The following is a 17,372-nucleotide window of genomic DNA, read 5'->3' as shown; positions in this document are numbered from 1 at the left end:
ATGCCTGAATATTGGAAGCGCGCCGCCGCACAGCCTGAGGCGATCACCCAAGGGGTGCGCGACACCGTCTCCGAGATCCTCCTCGCCGTCGAGCGCGAGGGCGAGCCGGCCGTCCGGCGCTACTCAGCGGCACTCGACGGCTGGTCGCCGCCGTCGTTCCGCGTCGAAACGGTCCCGGAGATCTCCGTCGAGCTGCGCGACCACATCGACGATTCTCTGACCCAGGTCCGCGGGTTCGCCGCGGCGCAGCGGGCGACGTTGCGGGACCTCGAGGTCGAGACCCTGCCCGGGATCACCCTGGGCCACCGCCACGTGCCGGTCAACGCCGTCGGGTCCTACTCGCCGGGCGGCAAGTACCCGCTGATCGGCTCCTCGATCATGACCGTGGCGGTCCCCAAGGTGGCCGGCGTGGCGCGGGTCGTCGCCTGCGCGCCGCCGCGGGGCGGGCAGGGCATCCACCCGCCGCAGCTCTACGCGATGCTGGCGTCCGGGGCCGACGAGGTCTATTGCTTCGGCGGGGTCCAGGCGCTCGCGGCGATGGCGTTCGGGATCGACGGCCTGGAGCCGGTCGACATGATCGTCGGGCCCGGGAACGCGTACGTCGCCGAGGCCAAGCGCCAGCTCTTCGGACCGGTCGGGATCGATCTGATCGCGGGCCCGTCGGAGATCCTCGTGCTCGCCGACGAGAGCGCCGACCCGGATCTCGTCGCCGCCGACCTGCTCGGGCAGGCCGAGCACGGGCCGACGTCGCCGGCGATCCTCGTCACGGACTCGCTCGACTTCGGCGTCGCGGTCCGCGACGCGGTCGAGCGCTGGCTGCACACGTGGCCGACGGCCGAGGTCGCGGGCGCCGCCTGGCGCTCGCGCGGCGAGATCGTGGTGTGCGAGGACTACGCGGAGATGGCGCGGGTGAGCGATCAGTACGCGCCCGAGCACCTCGAGGTGCAGACCCGCGACGACGCGTGGTTCGAGGCCCACCTGACTAACTACGGCTCGCTGTTCGTCGGCGAGCGCGCCACGGTCGCCTACGGCGACAAGGCGATCGGCGTCAACCACGTGCTCCCGACCGAGCGCGCCGCCCGCTACACGGGCGGCCTGTGGGTCGGCAAGTTCCTCAAGACGCTGACCTACCAGCGGCTGACCGACGCGGGCACGGCGCGAATCGCGCCCGTCGTGGCGGCGATCTGCGATGCCGAGGAGATGCACGGCCACGCGATCACCGCGCGGCTGCGGATGGCGCGGGTGCCGGCATGAGGCTCTGGGACGCCAACTGGATGCAGGTCGAGGCCTATCTGGAGCGCGACGACCGCGTGGTCGTCCCGCTCGGCTCGACCGAGCAGCACGGCGTGCTCTCGCTCGGGACCGACGCGATCCTCTGTGAGCTCGCCGCCGCCGAGGCCGCCGCGCCGCTCGGCATCCCGGTGCTGCCGGCGCTGCCGTTCGGCCTCACGCCGACCTTCACCGCCTACCCGGGCACGATCAACCTGCGCGAGGAGACGTTTCTGGCGCTCGTGCGCGACGTGATCGACTCGCTGCTGGAGCAGGGCTTCCGGCGCGTCCTGCTGGTCAACGGGCACGGCGGGAACCTGCCGGCGCAGCGGCTGGCGGAGGAGTACGAGTCGGTGCGCTTCCACTCCTGGCTGATCGACCCGGAGATCTGGGGGCTGGCGGGGGAGATCGACGACGTCGGGCACGCGTCGTGGGTGGAGAACTTCGCCGCGGTGCGGCTGCCGGGCGTGGAGATGCCGGCGGGGCGCAAGCCGGTCGTCGCCTTCGCGGGCGTTTCAGACCCGGCCGCGGTGCGGGAGCTGCTCGGCGACGGGCCGTCCGGCGGCCCGTACCAGCGGCCGGAGGAGGACACGCGGCGGGTGTGGGACGCCGCGGTGGAGCTGTTGAGAGAGCGGCTGGAATGGAGCGAGCGATGATCTATGACGTCGTCCAGGTCGGGATGGGGCCGGTGGGGCTCACGATGGCGGCGCTGACGGCCCAGGCGGGCCATTCGGTCGCGGTGATCGAGCGCCATCAAGGGCTCTACGGCCTGCCGCGGGCCGGCCACATCGACCATGAGATCGTCCGGATCCTGCAGTCGCTGGACTGCGAAGGCCCGGTGCTCGCCGACTCCTATCCCACGCTCGACTACCGCTGGGTCAACGGGGCGGGGGAGACCCTGCTCGAGTTCGACTGGGGCGCGAAGGCGGTCTCGGGTTACAACTCCGACTACATGCAGTACCAGCCGGTGCTCGAGGACGCGCTGGCGTCGCGGGTGCGGGCGGCCGCCGAGGTGACCGTCCTGAGCGGGTGGGAGGCGGTCGCGTTCGAGGAGCACGACGACCACGTCGAGGTCGTCGTGCGCAAGACCGTCTACGAGCCCGGCAACCCGCGGCCGATCGTGACCGACGAGGAGCGCGTGCTGCGTGGGCGCTACCTGATCGGCGCCGACGGGGCGTCGTCCACGGTGCGCCGCTGGCTCGGCATCGAGCGCTCAGATCTCGGCTTCAACGAGCGCTGGCTGGACGTCGACGCGCGGATGAAGCGGCCGCTGACCTTCGACTTCGACTGCGGCCAGATCTGCGATCCCGCCCGGCCGATCACGGTGCTGCCGCTCGGGAAGCGCCACCGCCGCTGGGAGTGGGCGCTGCTGCCGGGGGAGACGGTCGAGGAGCTCGAGAAGCCCGAGACGGCGTGGCGGCTGCTCGCGGATCTCGGGCTGGGCCCGGACGATCTCGAGATCGTGCGCCAGCTCGTGTACACGTTCGAGGCGCGCACGGCTGAGCAGTGGCGCCGCGGGCGGACGTTCCTGATCGGCGACGCCGCCCACACGATGCCGCCGTTCATGGGCCAGGGCATGTGCAGCGGGATGCGCGACGCCAAGAACCTGGTCTGGAAGCTCGACCTGGTGCTCCGCGGGCTCGCGTCGGATGCGCTCCTGGATACGTTCGAGGAGGAGCTGCGGCCCTACGTGCTCGACTGGACGGTGATCTCGCTCGAGGCGGGGCGGGTGCCGTGCATCACCGACGTGGACGCCGCCGCCGAGCGCGATCAGCGGTTCCGCGACGGCTTCCGCCCGCCGCTTCCGGACTTCCCGCAGGTGCGCCACGGCGTGATCGCCGCCGCTCCGTGTGCGGGTGAGCTGTCGCTGCAGGGGCGGGTCGACGGCGAGCTGTTCGATCGCGCGCACCACGCCGCCGGCCGCTGGCAGGTGCTCAGCACCGTCGCCGACCCGCGCACGGTGTTGCGCGCGGGGCAGGTCGAGTTCCTGGAGTCGCTCGGCTGCGTCTTCGCCCACGTCGGCGGGGAGTACGCCGACCATTTCGCCGTGCGCGGGATCGAGGTCTCGATCGCCCGCCCGGACTTCTACGTCTTCGGCGCCGCGCCCACCTTGGCCGAGCTGCCGGCCCTCGTCGACGACCTCGCAGCGCGGCTGCGCGTTCCCGTCGCCGTCTAAATCCATCGGAGGAGAGAGATCATGCGTGCATTCGTCGCCGTGCTGGCGGCTGGGCTGACCCTGGCCGCGTGCGGCTCGTCAAGCGACACCAAGAGCGCCGCGCCGGCGTCCGGCGGCGCCAGCGCGACCGTCACCGACACCGTCAGCACCGCGATGGCGCCGGTGCAGAAGTTCGCCGCCGCCGGCGATGCCGTGAAGGCACCCACGGGCAAGCGCGTCGTCGCGATCACCTGCAGCTCGCAGGGCTACGGCTGCGTGCAGGGCGGGATCGGCGTGCAGGAGGCGGGCAAGGTGCTCGGGTGGAACGTCACCGTCGCCGACGGCAAGGGCGATCCCGCGACGTGGAACAGCGCGATCCAGCAGGCCGTGACGGCCAAGGCGGACGGCATCGTGCTGCTCGCGGTCGACCCGCAGCTCGTGGCGGGCGCGCTGGCCAAGGCCAAGGACGCGGGCATCCCGGTCGTGTCGACCTTCATCCCGAAGCTCGGCTCGGCGACCGTGGACGGCTATGCGTCCACCGACCACGCGCTGGGCGGGAAGATCCTCGCCGACTGGATCATCAAGGACTCCGGCGGCAAGGCCAAGGTCCTGATGCTCGACGAGAAGGCCTTCCCGGAGCTGGTCAAGCGCAACACCGCGCTGCTGGACGAGCTCAAGGCCGCCTGTCCCGGGTGCACGGTGTCAGACACCGTCGAGTTCAACATCGGCACGATGGCGCAGCAGCTCGCGGGCGCCGTCACCTCCTCGCTGCAGCGCCATCCGGACGTCGGGTACGTGGTCGCGCCGTTTGACTCGAGCGGCATCTTCGCGGGGCAGGGCATCCGGTCGGCCGGTAAGGCGGGCACGGTGAAGATGGTCGGCGCCGAGGGCGACCCGAACGGCATCCAGGGCGTCCAGACCGGCGGCCAGGCGGTCGACCTCGCCACCGTTCCGCCGTGGGGCGGCTGGGCTGCGGTCGACCTGCTCGTCCGCCACATGGCCGGCTCGCCGGTGCAGAACGCGGTGTTGCCGCAGCGGCTGTTCGACAAGTCCAACGTGCCATCGGGCAAGGGCTGGACCGGCGATGTCGACTACCAGGCCGCGTACAAGGAGCTCTGGGGACGGTGAGCGAGCTCGCCCTCGAGATCCGCGGGCTGAGCAAGGCGTTCGGTGGGGCGCAGGCGCTGTCCGGGGTCGATCTGACGCTGCGCCGGGGCGAGATCCACGCGCTGCTCGGGGAGAACGGCGCCGGCAAGTCGACGCTGATCAAGATCCTCGCGGGCGTGGTCGCGCGGGACGCGGGGACGATCGTCGCCGGCTCCGGGCTCGCGTTCGTCCACCAGGACCTCGGCCTGATCGACGAGCTCAGCGTGGCCGAGAACATCGCGCTCGAGCTCGGGTACACGCGGCGGCGCGGGCTGATCTCGTTCGCCGCGACGTCGGCGCGGGTCGCCGCGCTGCTGGAGTCCGTCGGCGTCGACGTCTCGCCGTCGGCGCTGGTCGGGTCGCTCGCGCAGGACCAGAAGGTGATGGTCGCGGTGACCCGCGCGGTCTCGGCGGGCGCGGGCGCGATCGTGCTCGACGAGGTCTCCTCCTCGCTGCCCGCACCGGAGATGGCGCGGCTGGCGGCGTCGCTGCGCGCGGCGCGGAAGTCGGGCGTCGCCTACATCTACGTCACCCACCGGCTCGAAGAGGTCTTCGACCTCGCAGACCGCGTCACGGTGCTGCGCGACGGTCGCCGGGTCGCGACCGCCGACGTCGCCGACGTCTCGCACGACGGGCTCGTCTCGTGGATCCTCGGCGACGCGTTGGAGCCGGCGGTGCGCGAGGAGCGCCCGTTGGGAGAGGTTGCCCTGCGGGTCGACGGCGCCGTCTCGTTCGACGTGCGCGCGGGCGAGATCCTCGGCGTCTGCGGCCTGATCGGCTCGGGCTCGCGGGACGTCGCGCGGGTGCTGGGCGGCGCCGCCTCAGGAGACTGCTCGGCGACACTCCACGATCACGAGCTGCCCCTCGGAGATCCGTACGCGCTGGCCCAGGCGGGCGTAGCGTACGTGCCCGGGGATCGGGTTCGCGAGGGCGCCGTGCTCGATCTCGCGGTGCGCGAGAACCTGTTTCTCGCCCGCCGGCCGCGGGGCGAGCGGGCTGCCGCGGCGGAGCTCGTGCGGCGCTTCGACGTGCGTCCGCGCGACGCGGTCGAGCGGCCGCTCGCCTCGCTCAGCGGCGGCAACCAGCAGAAGGTGATCTTCGCCCGCGCACTGCACGCCAAGCCGCGGCTGCTCGTGCTCGACGACCCGACCGCGGGCGTCGACGTCGGCTCGCGCCTCGCGCTCCACGGGTTCCTGCGCGAGTGCGCCGCCGACGGTGCCGCGATCGTGCTCGCCTCGACGGACTTCGAGGAGATCGCCGCGGTCGCCGATCGCGCGCTGGTCATGCGCCACGGGCGCGTCGCCGACGAGCTGTCGCGCGACCAGCTCACCGCGGAGCGCCTCGCGCGCGCCGCGTACGGAAGCTCGAACTTGACGGAGGTGACGCTGTGAGTACCGCCCTCGCCCCGCCCGTGACGCGGGACACCGGCCGGCTGAAGCGCCTCGGCGCCGCGGCGGGCCAGAAGTACGCGCTGATCGTGGTCTTCGCCGCGATCGTCGGGCTCTTCAGCCTGCTCAACCCCGAGATCTTCCCGACCGTCGCCAATGCGCAGACGATCGCGTCCACGCAGGCGACGGTCGCGCTGCTGGCGCTGGCGGCGATGCTGCCGCTGGTCGTCGGCCAGTTCGACATCTCGATCGGCTACCAGTTCGGGCTCGCGCAGGGCCTCTGCGCGCACCTGATCATCAACGAGGGCGTGCCCGCCGGCGCCGCGATCCTCGTCACGCTCGCCGCCGGGCTGCTGATCGGCCTCGTCAACGGCGTCCTGGTCGCCAAGGTCAAGCTCAACTCGTTCGTGGCGACGCTCGGCGTCGGCATCCTCGTCCTCGGCCTCACGCAATGGCTGACCAAGGACGTGACCATCACCGGCGCGCTGCCGGCGCTGTTCACCGACCTCGGGCGCAATTCCGTGCTCGGGGTGCCGCTGCCGTTCGTCTACGTGCTCGTCGCGTGCGCGGTGCTGTGGCTCGCGCTGGAGTACACGCCGTGGGGGCGCGAGTGCTACGCCACCGGCGGCAACGACCGCGCGGCGCTGCTGGCGGGGGTGCGCACCGAGCGGCGCACCGTCCAGGTGTTCGTCTTCGCCGCGCTGCTGGCGGCGCTGTCGGGATGCCTGAGCGTGATGATCCTCGGCGCGTCGTCGCCGACGGTCGGCCTCGGCGCGCTGCTGCCGGCCTTCGCGGGCGCGTTCCTGGGCGCGACCTCGATTCGCCCGGGGCGTTTCAACGCGATCGGCACTTTGATCGCCGTCTACCTCGTGGCGACCGGCATTACCGGGCTGCAGCAGGAGGGCGCGCAGCCGTTCGTGCAGCAGCTCTTCAACGGCGCGGCGCTGCTGATCGCGGTCACGCTCGCGCGGCTCTCGCGGAAGTCGGCATGACCGTCTGTCCGTACGACCCGCTGTCACCGGAGCAGCTGCGCGACCCGTATCCGGCGTGGGCCCAGCGCCCGCCGGTGTTCTACGACGAGCAGCTCGGCCTCTGGTCGGTCACCGGCTACGACGAGGTGCTCGCGGTCCTGCGCGACACCGCCACGTTCTCGTCGGCCGACGCGTTCGCCCTGCGCGGGTTCCCGCGGCCACGAATGCTCGTGGCCAAGGACCCACCGGAGCACACGCAGCTGCGCAAGCGCATGCAACGCGCGTTCACCCCGCGAAGAGTGACGGAGCTGGAGCCGTTCATCGTCGCGACCTGTCACGAGCTGGCCGAGGCGTTGCGGGCGGACCTGATGGCGGAGTACGCGAACGCGCTCCCGCTGCGGGTGATCACCAAGATCCTCGGCTTCGAGGCGTCCGAGGGGCCGGAGCTGCGGCAGTGGACGGAGGACTTCCTCGTGCTCGCCACGCCCGCCGCGGGGTCGGAGGACGGGGGAGACCCAGCGCGGATCGCCCGGATGCGGGCGGTGATGGCCCGGACTCACGCCTTGATCGAGGCGCGCCGCGTCGACCCGCGCGACGATGTGATCTCCGTCCTGGCCGCGCCCGACCTGGATCACGAGGACGTCGTCACGCTGGCGCTCGAGCTGGTGATCGCCGGCAACGACACGACCGCGAACCTGATCGCGCACATGGTCGCGTTCCTGCTCGAGGATCGCGCGCGCTGGGAGCGCGTGCGGGCGGACCGGTCGCTGGTCCCGGTGGCGGTCGAGGAGACGCTGCGCCGGCGCGGGTCGAGCAAAGGCCTCTTCCGCCGCGCGACCCGCGACGTCGTGGTCGGCGGCGCTGAGATCGCGGCCGGTGACATCGTCCACGTGCTGTTCGCGGCCGCCAACCACGACCCGGCGCGGTTCCCCGCTCCGCGCGACTTCGACCTCGATCGCCCGAAGCAGGACCATCTCGCCTTCGGCCGCTGGACGCACTTCTGCCTCGGCGCGCCGCTCGCGCGGCTTGAGGCGCGGGTGGCGCTCGACGTGCTGCTCGACCGTCACCCGGGCCTGCGGGCGGTCCCTGACCAGCCGCTGGACTACGCCCCGACGCTCACGACGCAGACCTTGGAGAAATTTCTCGTCGAAGTGCGATGAGTTTTCGGGAGGAGGGCGGTCATAGAGGGCATGAAGCGCACACACCGCAATGGGGACCGCGCCAGCCGCGACGACGATCCTCCTCCCGTCACTTCACGCCACTGGAATCTCGGCTCGAAGCTGCGTCCCGCGGCCGGCCGGGCTCTCCAGCGTGAGGGTGCCGTCCAGGGCCGCGACGCGGTCCGCCAGCCCTCGCAGACCTGAGCCGTTCGCCGTATCGGCTCCGCCGACGCCGTCGTCGGCCACCTCGATCGTCACCCGGTCATCATCACGCCACACGGCCACCGACGCGTGGGTCGCGCGCGCGTACTTGGCGACGTTCGCCAGCCCCTCGGAAACGACGAAGTAGGCGGCGGACTCGACCGGCTCCGGAAGCCGGCCCGCACAGGCCGCCTCGACCGTCACCGGCACCGGTGCGCGCTGCACGAGCGTCTGCACCGCGGCCTCGAGCCCCCGCTCCGTCAGCACGGCAGGGTGGATCCCGCGCGCCAGTTCGCGCAGCTCCGCCAGGCTGGTCTTCAGTTCGTCCTGCGCCTGGTCGAGCAGGATCGCCAGCTCCCCGTCGTCCCCGGCGCGGTTGCGCGCCATCCGCAGCGTCAGCGCGAGCGCGACCAGCCGCGACTGCGCGCCGTCATGCAGGTCGCGCTCCAGCTTGCGCCGGGCCGCGTCCCCTGCCGCGACGACGCGGGAGCGCGACGCCCGCAACTCCTCCATCCGCTCGTGCAGCTCCGCGTCCAGGTGAGAGATCCGGCTCCGCGTGAGCCCGACGATGAACGCGAACGGCATCAGCCCGGTCGTGACGAACGCGCCCCACCAGGCCGACTCGCTGCCGGCCGTCTGCGCGACCGTGACCAGCGCGAACGTCAGCAGCGCGAACGTGTAGACCGGCGTCAGCTGGATGCGCTCGAACGGGTCCGCCGCCCGCCAATACCGCGCCGAGCGGACCGCCACGACGACGAAGAGGATGCTGTAGAGCACGCCGCCGACCGCCCGGCCCGGTAGGAAGGCGAGCGGGAAGATCACGTAGCCGGCGACCACGATCGCGGTGTCGGCGCGCGGCCTGAGCCGCCCCTCCGGGAACGCGATGCCGAGGTGCAGGAACACGGCGCCCCACAGCCCGGCCGTGACCCGCGCGTAGTCGTGCAGGAACTCGCTGTCGGCGTTGACGAGCGTCGAGTTGAACCACGCGAAGCCGAGCAGCACCATCAGCCGGCCGGTCCCGTTCTCGGGCCGGCGGCTCCACGCGTATAGCCCGGTCCCGACCGCGCTCCAGCCGACGAGTGGGCCCGCGATCGCCCAGGCGAGGTTGGAGTCGACCCGGTCGCTCGCGAGCGCGACCAGCGCCGACGCCACCCCGCACGCCACCGCGGCGAGCGCGACGGCAAGGGTCCGGGCGGGCGTCATCGGGCGAGGCAAGGGGTCATTCATCGGCGCCTACCCGCATCATGGCGGGACGCCCGGCGGGTGCGTCGCGCTTACTTCACGGTGAACGCCGCGCTACGCGAGGACGCGCCGGCGCTCAGCGTCAGCGTGTACTTGCCCGCGGCGAGGTTCTTGCCGCCCTGCTTGCGGGTGAGCGCGAAGGACCCGTTGCCGGACTTCGCACGGCGCGAGACCTTGGCCAGCGAGGTGCTCGCGCACGCTTTGGCCCCGGTGCAGCGGATCACGTAGGTGACATGGGCGTCGGCGCTGAGCGTGTAGCTGACCTTGGCGGGCTGCTTGCTCGTGACCGCGCCGGTGATCTTGAGCGTCTTGACGAGCGCGGGCGCGGGCGTAGGCGGGCCGGCCGTGGGGGCCGGGGTGGGTGTGGCGACGGGGGGCGTGGGGGCGACCGGCGGGTCGGGGGTGGGCGCGGGCGGGGCGGTCGGGCCCGGCGTCGGCGTGGGCACCGGGGCGGGCGTGGGTGCGGGACCCGGCGTCGCGGTCGGGATCGGCGTCGGCGTGGCGGTCGCGGTCGGCGTCGGCGTGGCGGTCGGGATCGGCGTCGGCGTGGCGGTCGGGATCGGCGTCGGCGTGGCGGTCGCGGTCGGCGTCGGCGTGGCGGTCGCGGTCGGCGTCGGCGTGGCGGTCGCGGTCGGGATCGGCGTGGCGGTCGCGGTCGGCGACGGTGTCGCCGTGGGCGTCGGCGTCACCGACGCCTCCAGTGCGGCGAGCGCCCGCGCCGCGTTCAGCCGCCCGCCCGTCAGCGCGAGCCCGCTGTAGGCCGGCTTCACGTCGACCGAACCCAGCAGCGCGGCCTTGAGCTGCGCGGCGGTCGCGGCCGGCTCGTCCGCCGCCAGCAGGGCGGCAGCGCCGCTCACGTGCGGTGCCGCCATCGACGTGCCGTTGGCGTACCCGTACGTGCCGTTGATCGTCGTGGAGACGATGAACGAGCCCGGGGCGAAGAGGTCGACCGCGGTCGCGCTCACGTTGGAGAAGTCCGAGCGGTGCTCCTGGTTGTCGTTGGACGCCACGCACACCAGGTTCGGCGCGGACGAGTTGCACGGCATGTACAGGGCGGCGTCGTCGGTGCTGTTGCCGGCCGACACGACGTAGAGCGTGTTCGGGTGGGCGTTCATCACGTCGGTGATGTACTGCGAGGTTCCGAGCCCGCCGAGCGAGGCGTTGACGACATCCACGCCGAGCGTCCCGGCATAGTCGAACGCCTGCCCGATCACGCTCGACGACGCCGTGGTGTTCGGCGCGCCGAAGATCTTCACCGGCAGGACCTTGGCCTGCGGGGCGACGCCCGCGACGCCGATCCCGTTGTCGGCCAGCGCCGCGACCGTCCCGGAGACGTGGGTGCCGTGGAAGTTGCCCTCGGACTCCTGCGTGTTGTCGTTGTTGACGAAGTCCCAGCCCTGCCAGTCGTCGACGAAGCCGTTGTGGTCGTCGTCGACGCCGTTGGTCTCCTTGCCGCCGCCTCGCTCGCCCGGATTGCCGGTCCACTGGCCGGCGAGGTCGGGGTGCGTCGTCTCGACGCCCGTGTCGACCACCGCGACCGTCGCGCCCGCCCCGCGGGTGGTGGCCCAGGCCTCGGGCCCGTCGATGTCCGCGTCCGGCGTCCCGGCGGTCCAGACCGTCTGCCCGACGTTGCTCAGCCCCCACTGGTTGACGAACTGGGGGTCGTTGGAACCCGGCGCGACCTGCACGTCCGGCTCGGCATAGATGACGTCCGGGTTGTCGTTGAGCGCGTCCAGCGCCTCGTCGACCTCACCCGGCCGCGCCGTCACGACCTCGGTGTTCGGGAGCGCGAGCGTCCCATCGAACGCCACGTCGGCGTCGTCGCGCACCGCCGCGCGCTCGGCGCGATCCAGCCCCGGCACCCGCTTGACGATGATCGCGTCGTCGGCCGACGCCACGGCCGGGAACGCGAGAGCAGCGACCAGCATGCCGAGGGCGAACGAGATGCGCACACCCCAGTCGTCGACCGGGATGTTCCCCACCTGAACACTCGCGCGGTCACTGGCCGAACGTCAGATCGGCGTGGATCGCGCCGTCGAGCACCGATCGTGCGAGCCGATCGCCCAGCAGCGGCCCGAACTTCATGAGGTTCGCGCCGGTGAACGCCGTGACCCGGCCCGTCCGCAGCGCGAGGAAGCCGTCGCCGTGGGCGTCGAGCCACGGCGCGAACAGCGACACGCACTCGACCCGGTCGACCACCGGCAGCGGCACCATCGCCGGCGCAGCCGCTTGGTCGTGCATCCCGACCGCGAACCGGCCGGTGCTCCCGATCGGGCACCCATACAGCTCCGCCGAGATCACGCACGGGGCCGCCGCCCCCGCGTCGTACGTCAGCCGGACGTGGGGCTCGGTCCTCAGCTCGAAGTCGAGCTCGGGAACGAGCGCCTGCGTCCCGAGCCCGGCGCACACGAGCACCGCGTCCGCGTCGAGCGCCTCGAGGTCGGTGACCGTCTCGCGCCGGATCGTCACGCGGGCCGCGAGCGCGTCCAGCGCGCGCCGGATCCGCAGCGCCCCCGCCAGCGGATCCCACAGCCCGCCGCCCCACGCGTAGTCGAAGAACGGCAGCCGCTCCCGCACTTCCCCGGCGGTCAGCTCCTGAGCCGGCGCCCCTGCCGCCTGCATCGCCGCGGCGCGAAGGTCGACTTTCTCGACTACAGCACGAGAAACTCGACGCTCGTTGCGCGCGACGATCAAACCCTCCTCGCCGAGTAGCCGGCCCGCGCCGAGCGAGCGCTCCCACGCGAGCCACCCCGCGCGCGCCTCCAGCGCCAGCGCGCACAGCCGCGGCGACGCGTGGGCGATCCGGAAGATCCGCGCCAGGCCGGCGGATTGACCCGCGCCGACACGCTCGGCCTCGTACACGACGACCCGCGCGCCGCGACGCTGCAGCGCATCGGCCGCGGCCAGCCCGCAGATCCCCGCACCCACGATCGCGACGTCCATCCGCCCGCATCGTAGGGTTGGGGCGCGTGGCGGACCTGCAGGAGATCGTCGACGACCTGGAAGCCGAGATCCGGCGGCCGATCTCGGTCGAGGACCGGCGCTGGCGCCTGCTCGCCCACAGCGCCCAGCCCGACGAGGCCGACGCCGTCCGCCGCTCGTCGATCCTGACCCGGGAGACGTCCCCGCCGGTCGCCGCCTGGCTGGACGGACTCGGCCTGCAGCGAGCGAGGGACCTGGTCGACGTCCCCCGCAACGACGAGCTCGGCATGACCCGGCGCGGCTGCCTGCCGATCCGCCACGGCGACGTGCTGCTCGGATTCCTGTGGGTGATCGTCGGCGACCGCCCGCTCACCGACGCCGAGCGTGCCGGCCTGCAGCGCGGCGGGGAGGAGGTGGCGGCGAACCTCTGGGCGCGCCACCGGGCCGCCGACGACCGGCGCCGCCGCACGACCGAGCTGCTCGAGCGCCTCTTCGCCGGCGATGCCCGCGCGCCCCAGGACCTCGCCGCGACCCTTCGCTGGCCCGAGCGCGGCGCCTACGTCGTCGCGGTCTGCGAGGGCGACGACACCATCGCCGAACGCCTGCGCCGGACCCGCGCGGCCTTCGACGTCGCCGCCCTGGAGCGCGGCGACCGAGTCACGATCCTGATCCGCGAGCCCGCCGCGGTACAGAACGCGCTGAACGTACGGAACGGCGGTCTGAGTGCGCCCTTTACGGATCTCAAGGACGCGCCAGCCGCCCGCCGTCAGGCCGAGACCGCCGCGCTGTGCGCCCGCGCGCAACCGAATCTCGGCCCTGTCGCCGCCTACGACCAGCTCGGCAGCTGGGCGATGATCGCCGAGCTCTGGAGCGCCGCGGACCACCCGGGACCGCTGCCCGCGATCCTCGCGCTCGTCGAGCACCGCCGCGGCGATCAGCTTGTCGAGGCGCTCGAAGGACTGCTCGATCACGGAGGCGACGTCGCCGACGCCGCCAAGCGGCTCAACATGCACCGCGCCACGCTCTACCGCCGTCTGCAGCGGGTGGAAGAGATCACCGGCCTCGACCTGCAGAAGGGCGACGACCGCCTGCTCGCCCACCTCGGACTCAGGCTCCACCGGTTGAACGCGACAACTGTCGCACCCCCGCCGCGATAACCGCGACTGAACCCCTCTGGGACCCGCGGCCCCGGGAAACGAGCATTCCCGCCATGGCCGCAACGACCCAGGAACGCATGGACGACCTCGAAGGTCCGATCATGCGGATCGGCACCGATCTCGCCACCAGGATGCCGCGTCCCCGTGCCGTTTCGACGGCCCGGGTCGAGCGGCGCATGCAAGAGCTGATGATGAGCGACCCCGCACTGCGCGCGGCGCTCTTCCGCTTCGTCGACGTCCGCCCGGCGTGCGCGACACCCGCCGACGTCACCCGCCACCTGCACGAGCTGCTCGCCGAGGCTGAGGATTCCCGCCTCGCCGGCCGCGCCGCCACCATCACCGGCCGCAAGCTCGCCTCTCGCCCGGTGGCCGCGATCGCCGCCACGGGCGTCAAGCAGATGGCCCAGCGTTTCATCGTCGGCGCCGACGCCAAGGACTCGCTGCCCACGATCACCGGCCTGTGGAAGAACGGCGTCGACGCCACCGTCGACCTGCTCGGCGAGGCGACTGTCAGCGAGGCCGAGGCCGACCGGTACATGCAGCGCTGTGAGGACGCCCTCCGGACCCTCGCGCAGGCCGCGAAGCAGTACCCGAACCGCGACGTCAACCTCTCGGTCAAGGTCTCCGCGCTCACGCCGCTCCTGCGCAACCCGATGGCGCCCGAGCGCGGCATCGAGGGCGCCCGCCCGCGCCTGCGCCACCTGCTCACCGTCGCCCGCGACGTCGGCGCCCACCTGCACGTCGACATGGAGTCCTTCGACACCCGCGAAGCGATCACCCGCCTCACGCTCGACCTGTTGTCGCAGCCCGAGTTCGCCAACGGCCCGTCCGCCGGCATCGTCCTGCAGGCCTACCTCGTCGACTCCCCGGAGTACCTCGACGAGCTCATCGCCTGGGCCAAGGCCACGCCGCGCAAGCACCCCTTCACGATCCGCCTGGTCAAGGGCGCCTACTGGGACCACGAGGTCGTCCAGGCGGCGCAGAACGGCTGGGCGCCGCCGGTCTTCACCGACCGCCGCGAGTGCGACCGCAACTTCGAGAAGCTGACCAAGGTCCTGATCGACAACGCCGGCCCGATCCGCGTCGCGATCGCGTCCCACAACCTCCGCTCGATCTCTGCCGCCGCGGCCTACGCGGACTCGCGCAGCGTCGGCAATGACCTCCTCGAGTTCCAGATCCTGCGCGGCCTCGGTGACGACACGCAGGCCGCGATCGCCGCCACCGGCCGGCGCGTGCGCTGCTACTGCCCGGTCGGCGACCTCGTCGCGGGCATGGCGTACCTCGTCCGCCGCCTGCTGGAGAACACCGCCAACGACTCCTTCCTCGCCGCCGCGGCCAGCGGCACGACCACCGCCCAGCTCCTGGAGGCTCCCTAAGCCATGTTCCGTAACGAACCGCTGCTCGAGCTGCGCCGTGAGTCCGTCCGCCGCGAGGCCCTGGACGCGCTCGCGACGCTGGACGCAAAGCTCCCGCTCGAGGTCCCGATGCTGATCGGCGAGGCCGTCGTCACCGGCCGCCAGATGGCCTCGGTCGACCCTTCGATGCCCACGCGCATCGTCGCCCACGCCCACGAGGCGACCGAGCAGCACGTCAAGGACGCGATCGCCAGCGCCGAGACGGGTCACCGCGCGTGGTCGCGCAAGCCGGCCGCCGAGCGCGCAGCCGCGCTCTCCCGCGCCGCCGGCATCCTGCGCAACCGCCGCCTCGAGCTCGCCGCCCTCGCCGTCCGCGAGGCCGGGAAGCCGTGGGCCGAGGCCGACGCCGACGTCTGCGAGGCGATCGACTTCCTCGAGTACTACGCCCAGGGCGCGCTCGCGCTCGGCGCCGGCCGCGAGCTGCTGCAGCTGCCGGGCGAGCGCAACGCGATGCGCTACGTCGCCCGCGGCGTCACCGGCGTGATCGCGCCGTGGAACTTCCCGCTGGCGATCGCGGCCGGGATGGTCAGCGCCGCGCTCGCGACCGGCAACGCCGTCGTGCTGAAGCCGGCCGAGCAGACCCCCGCGTGCGCCAAGGCCGTCGTCGACGCGCTGCACGCCGGCGGCGTCCCGCTCGACGCGCTGCACCTGCTGCCCGGCGGGGATGAGGCGGGCAAGGCGCTCGTCGCCGACCCGCGCATCCACACGATCGCGTTCACCGGCTCCTGCGCCGTCGGCCTCCAGATCCTCGAGCGCGCGGCCAAGGTCGTTCCGGGTCAGCGCCATCTGAAGCGCGTCATCGCCGAGATGGGCGGCAAGAACGCGGTCATCGTCGACTCCGACGCCGACCTCGACGACGTCGTCCCCGCGCTGCTGAAGTCCGCGTTCGCGTTCGCGGGCCAGAAGTGCTCCGCGGCCTCCCGCGCGCTGGTCCACCAAGCGATCGCCGACGAGCTCGCCGAGCGCATGGCCGGCGCGATCACCACGCTGCGCGTCGGCCCCGCGGCCGACTTCGGCACCGACGTCCCGCCCGTGATCGACGTCGCCGCGCAGCAGAAGATCCAGCGCTACATCGACTCCGCCACCCCGCTGGCGCAGGCCACGACCCGCGACGACGGCTTCTACGTCGCCCCGACGATCTTCGCCGGCCTGCCGTCCGACTCCCGGGTCATCCAGGAGGAGATCTTCGGCCCGGTCCTCTCCCTGGAGACGGTCACGAGCATCGAGCACGCCTGCGACCTCGTCGACGCCTCGAACTTCGCCCTCACCGGCGGCCTGTTCTCCCGCTCCCCGCGCACGATCGAGTACGTCAGCGAGCGCACCCCGGTCGGCAACCTCTACGTCAACCGCGAGATCACCGGCGCGATGGTCGCCCGCCAGCCCTTCGGCGGCGGCAAGCTCTCCGGCACCGGCCCCAAGGCCGGCGGCCCGGACTACCTCCTGCAGTTCGTCGAAGCCCGCGCGGTCACGGAGAACACCGTCCGCCACGGCCTCGTCGTCTGAACTTAAACGCCACCTAAGGGGCCAGACCCCTTATCTCGCCTTTAGGTCACGACCCGTAGCGAGAACCTCGTTGCGCGGCCGAAAGCGACGTAAAGGGAACCTAAGGGGTCTGGCCCCTTAGGTGGGCTTTAGATCGCGGTGCGGCCGCCGTCGACGGCGACGGTCGCGCCGGTCATGTAGGACGCGGCCGGGGAGACGAGGAAGGCGACGACTTCCGCGATCTCCTCGGGCTGCGAGGCGCGGTGCATCGCGGTGGTCTCGCCGAGGGCGCGGATGAACTCCGGGCCGGAGGGCGTGGGGGTGTAGACGGGGCCGGGGGCGATCGCGTTCACGCGCACACCCGCCGCGCCGTACTCGTTCGCCCACGAGCGGGTGAAGCCCTCGAGCGCGAGCTTGGTCGCGCCGTAGGCGGCGCCGCCGGCCATGCCGACGCGGGCGGCCATGCTCGAGACGCTGACGATCGCGCCGTGGCCGCGCTGCGCCATGCCCGGCGCCAGGGCGGCGACGAGGATGAACGGCGCGCGGACGTTTGAGGCGAACATCGCGTCGTAGGCGGTGAGGTCGAACGTGCCGGTCGGGCCCCAGACGGAGATCCCCGCGTTGTTGACCAGCACGTCCACGTCGCCTGCCGCCTCGGCCAGCCGGCGGACGTCGTCGACGTCGCCCAGATCGGCGGCGATGAAGGTCCCGCCGGTGGCCGCCGCCACCTCGGCGCCGCGCTTGGCATCGCGGCCGTGGATGACGACGTCGTAGCCCGTCGCGGCCAGCTTCTCGGCGACGGCCCGGCCGATGCCCGACGTCGCTCCGGTGATGAGTGCTCGTTCCATGCCACAGAGCCTCGCG

At 72.6% G+C, this 17,372-nt stretch carries 14 protein-coding genes; 10 read left to right on the top strand and 4 right to left on the bottom strand.

The features are described from left to right. From hisD to OM076_RS17745, 7 genes are read left to right on the top strand one after another with little or no spacing between them, the layout of a single operon-like run. On the top strand, positions 1-1,254 hold the full coding sequence (gene hisD / locus OM076_RS17775; RefSeq protein WP_270041376.1) for a histidinol dehydrogenase: 1,254 nt from the start codon (positions 1-3) through the stop codon (positions 1,252-1,254). After that, entirely contained in the window at positions 1,251-1,925 is a 675-nt protein-coding gene (locus OM076_RS17770; protein ID WP_270041375.1) for a creatininase family protein, read from the top strand. The genes hisD and OM076_RS17770 overlap by 4 nt, the downstream gene beginning before the upstream one ends. Beyond that, positions 1,922-3,445, top strand: coding sequence for a bifunctional 3-(3-hydroxy-phenyl)propionate/3-hydroxycinnamic acid hydroxylase (locus OM076_RS17765; protein ID WP_270041374.1), 1,524 nt, complete (start codon positions 1,922-1,924; stop codon positions 3,443-3,445). The genes OM076_RS17770 and OM076_RS17765 overlap by 4 nt, the downstream gene beginning before the upstream one ends. A gap of 21 nt (positions 3,446-3,466) precedes the next feature. After that, a complete protein-coding gene (locus OM076_RS17760) occupies positions 3,467-4,552 on the top strand; it encodes a sugar ABC transporter substrate-binding protein (RefSeq protein ID WP_270041373.1) in 1,086 nt (361 codons plus the stop codon). Next, positions 4,549-5,961: a sugar ABC transporter ATP-binding protein gene (locus OM076_RS17755; protein ID WP_270041372.1), complete on the top strand. Its 1,413-nt coding sequence runs from the start codon at positions 4,549-4,551 to the stop codon at positions 5,959-5,961. The genes OM076_RS17760 and OM076_RS17755 overlap by 4 nt, the downstream gene beginning before the upstream one ends. After that, positions 5,958-6,950, top strand: coding sequence for an ABC transporter permease (locus OM076_RS17750; RefSeq protein WP_270041371.1), 993 nt, complete (start codon positions 5,958-5,960; stop codon positions 6,948-6,950). The genes OM076_RS17755 and OM076_RS17750 overlap by 4 nt, the downstream gene beginning before the upstream one ends. Then, the gene (locus OM076_RS17745; protein WP_270041370.1) at positions 6,947-8,089 is read left to right on the top strand and encodes a cytochrome P450; all 1,143 of its coding nucleotides are present in this window, start codon (positions 6,947-6,949) and stop codon (positions 8,087-8,089) included. Before OM076_RS17750 ends, OM076_RS17745 begins: the two co-directional genes overlap by 4 nt. A 93-nt stretch (positions 8,090-8,182) precedes the next feature. On the opposite strand, the gene OM076_RS17740 is transcribed toward OM076_RS17745, so the two are convergent. The 3 genes from OM076_RS17740 to OM076_RS17730 all read right to left on the bottom strand — a co-directional run bounded on the left by OM076_RS17740 (position 8,183) and on the right by OM076_RS17730 (position 12,475). Continuing rightward, positions 8,183-9,493: a sensor histidine kinase gene (locus tag OM076_RS17740; RefSeq protein ID WP_270041369.1), complete on the bottom strand. Its 1,311-nt coding sequence runs from the start codon at positions 9,491-9,493 to the stop codon at positions 8,183-8,185. 71 nt (positions 9,494-9,564) lie between these two features. After that, on the bottom strand, positions 9,565-11,514 hold the full coding sequence (locus OM076_RS17735; RefSeq protein ID WP_270041368.1) for a S8 family serine peptidase: 1,950 nt from the start codon (positions 11,512-11,514) through the stop codon (positions 9,565-9,567). Positions 11,515-11,530: 16 nt separating this feature from the next. After that, positions 11,531-12,475, bottom strand: a complete 945-nt coding sequence (locus OM076_RS17730; RefSeq protein WP_270041367.1) for an NAD(P)/FAD-dependent oxidoreductase — start codon at positions 12,473-12,475, stop codon at positions 11,531-11,533. Between the two features lie 26 nt (positions 12,476-12,501). On the opposite strand from OM076_RS17730, the gene OM076_RS17725 reads away from it, so the two are divergent. The 3 genes from OM076_RS17725 to OM076_RS17715 are packed head-to-tail and all read left to right on the top strand — an operon-like array spanning position 12,502 to position 16,529. Next, positions 12,502-13,611, top strand: coding sequence for a PucR family transcriptional regulator (locus OM076_RS17725; protein ID WP_270041366.1), 1,110 nt, complete (start codon positions 12,502-12,504; stop codon positions 13,609-13,611). A 53-nt stretch (positions 13,612-13,664) separates the two neighbouring features. Further along, on the top strand, positions 13,665-14,987 hold the full coding sequence (locus tag OM076_RS17720) for a proline dehydrogenase family protein (protein WP_270041365.1): 1,323 nt from the start codon (positions 13,665-13,667) through the stop codon (positions 14,985-14,987). A gap of 3 nt (positions 14,988-14,990) precedes the next feature. After that, positions 14,991-16,529, top strand: coding sequence for an aldehyde dehydrogenase family protein (locus OM076_RS17715; RefSeq protein ID WP_270041364.1), 1,539 nt, complete (start codon positions 14,991-14,993; stop codon positions 16,527-16,529). A 128-nt stretch (positions 16,530-16,657) separates the two neighbouring features. Here the strand turns inward: OM076_RS17715 and OM076_RS17710 are convergent, their stop codons facing one another. Beyond that, positions 16,658-17,356, bottom strand: coding sequence for an SDR family NAD(P)-dependent oxidoreductase (locus tag OM076_RS17710; RefSeq protein WP_270041363.1), 699 nt, complete (start codon positions 17,354-17,356; stop codon positions 16,658-16,660). Positions 17,357-17,372 lie beyond the last annotated feature (16 nt).

This window comes from Solirubrobacter ginsenosidimutans (assembly GCF_027587205.1).
Note: the sequence above shows the minus strand (reverse complement) of the source record. Positions and strands in the feature narration are given on the sequence as shown.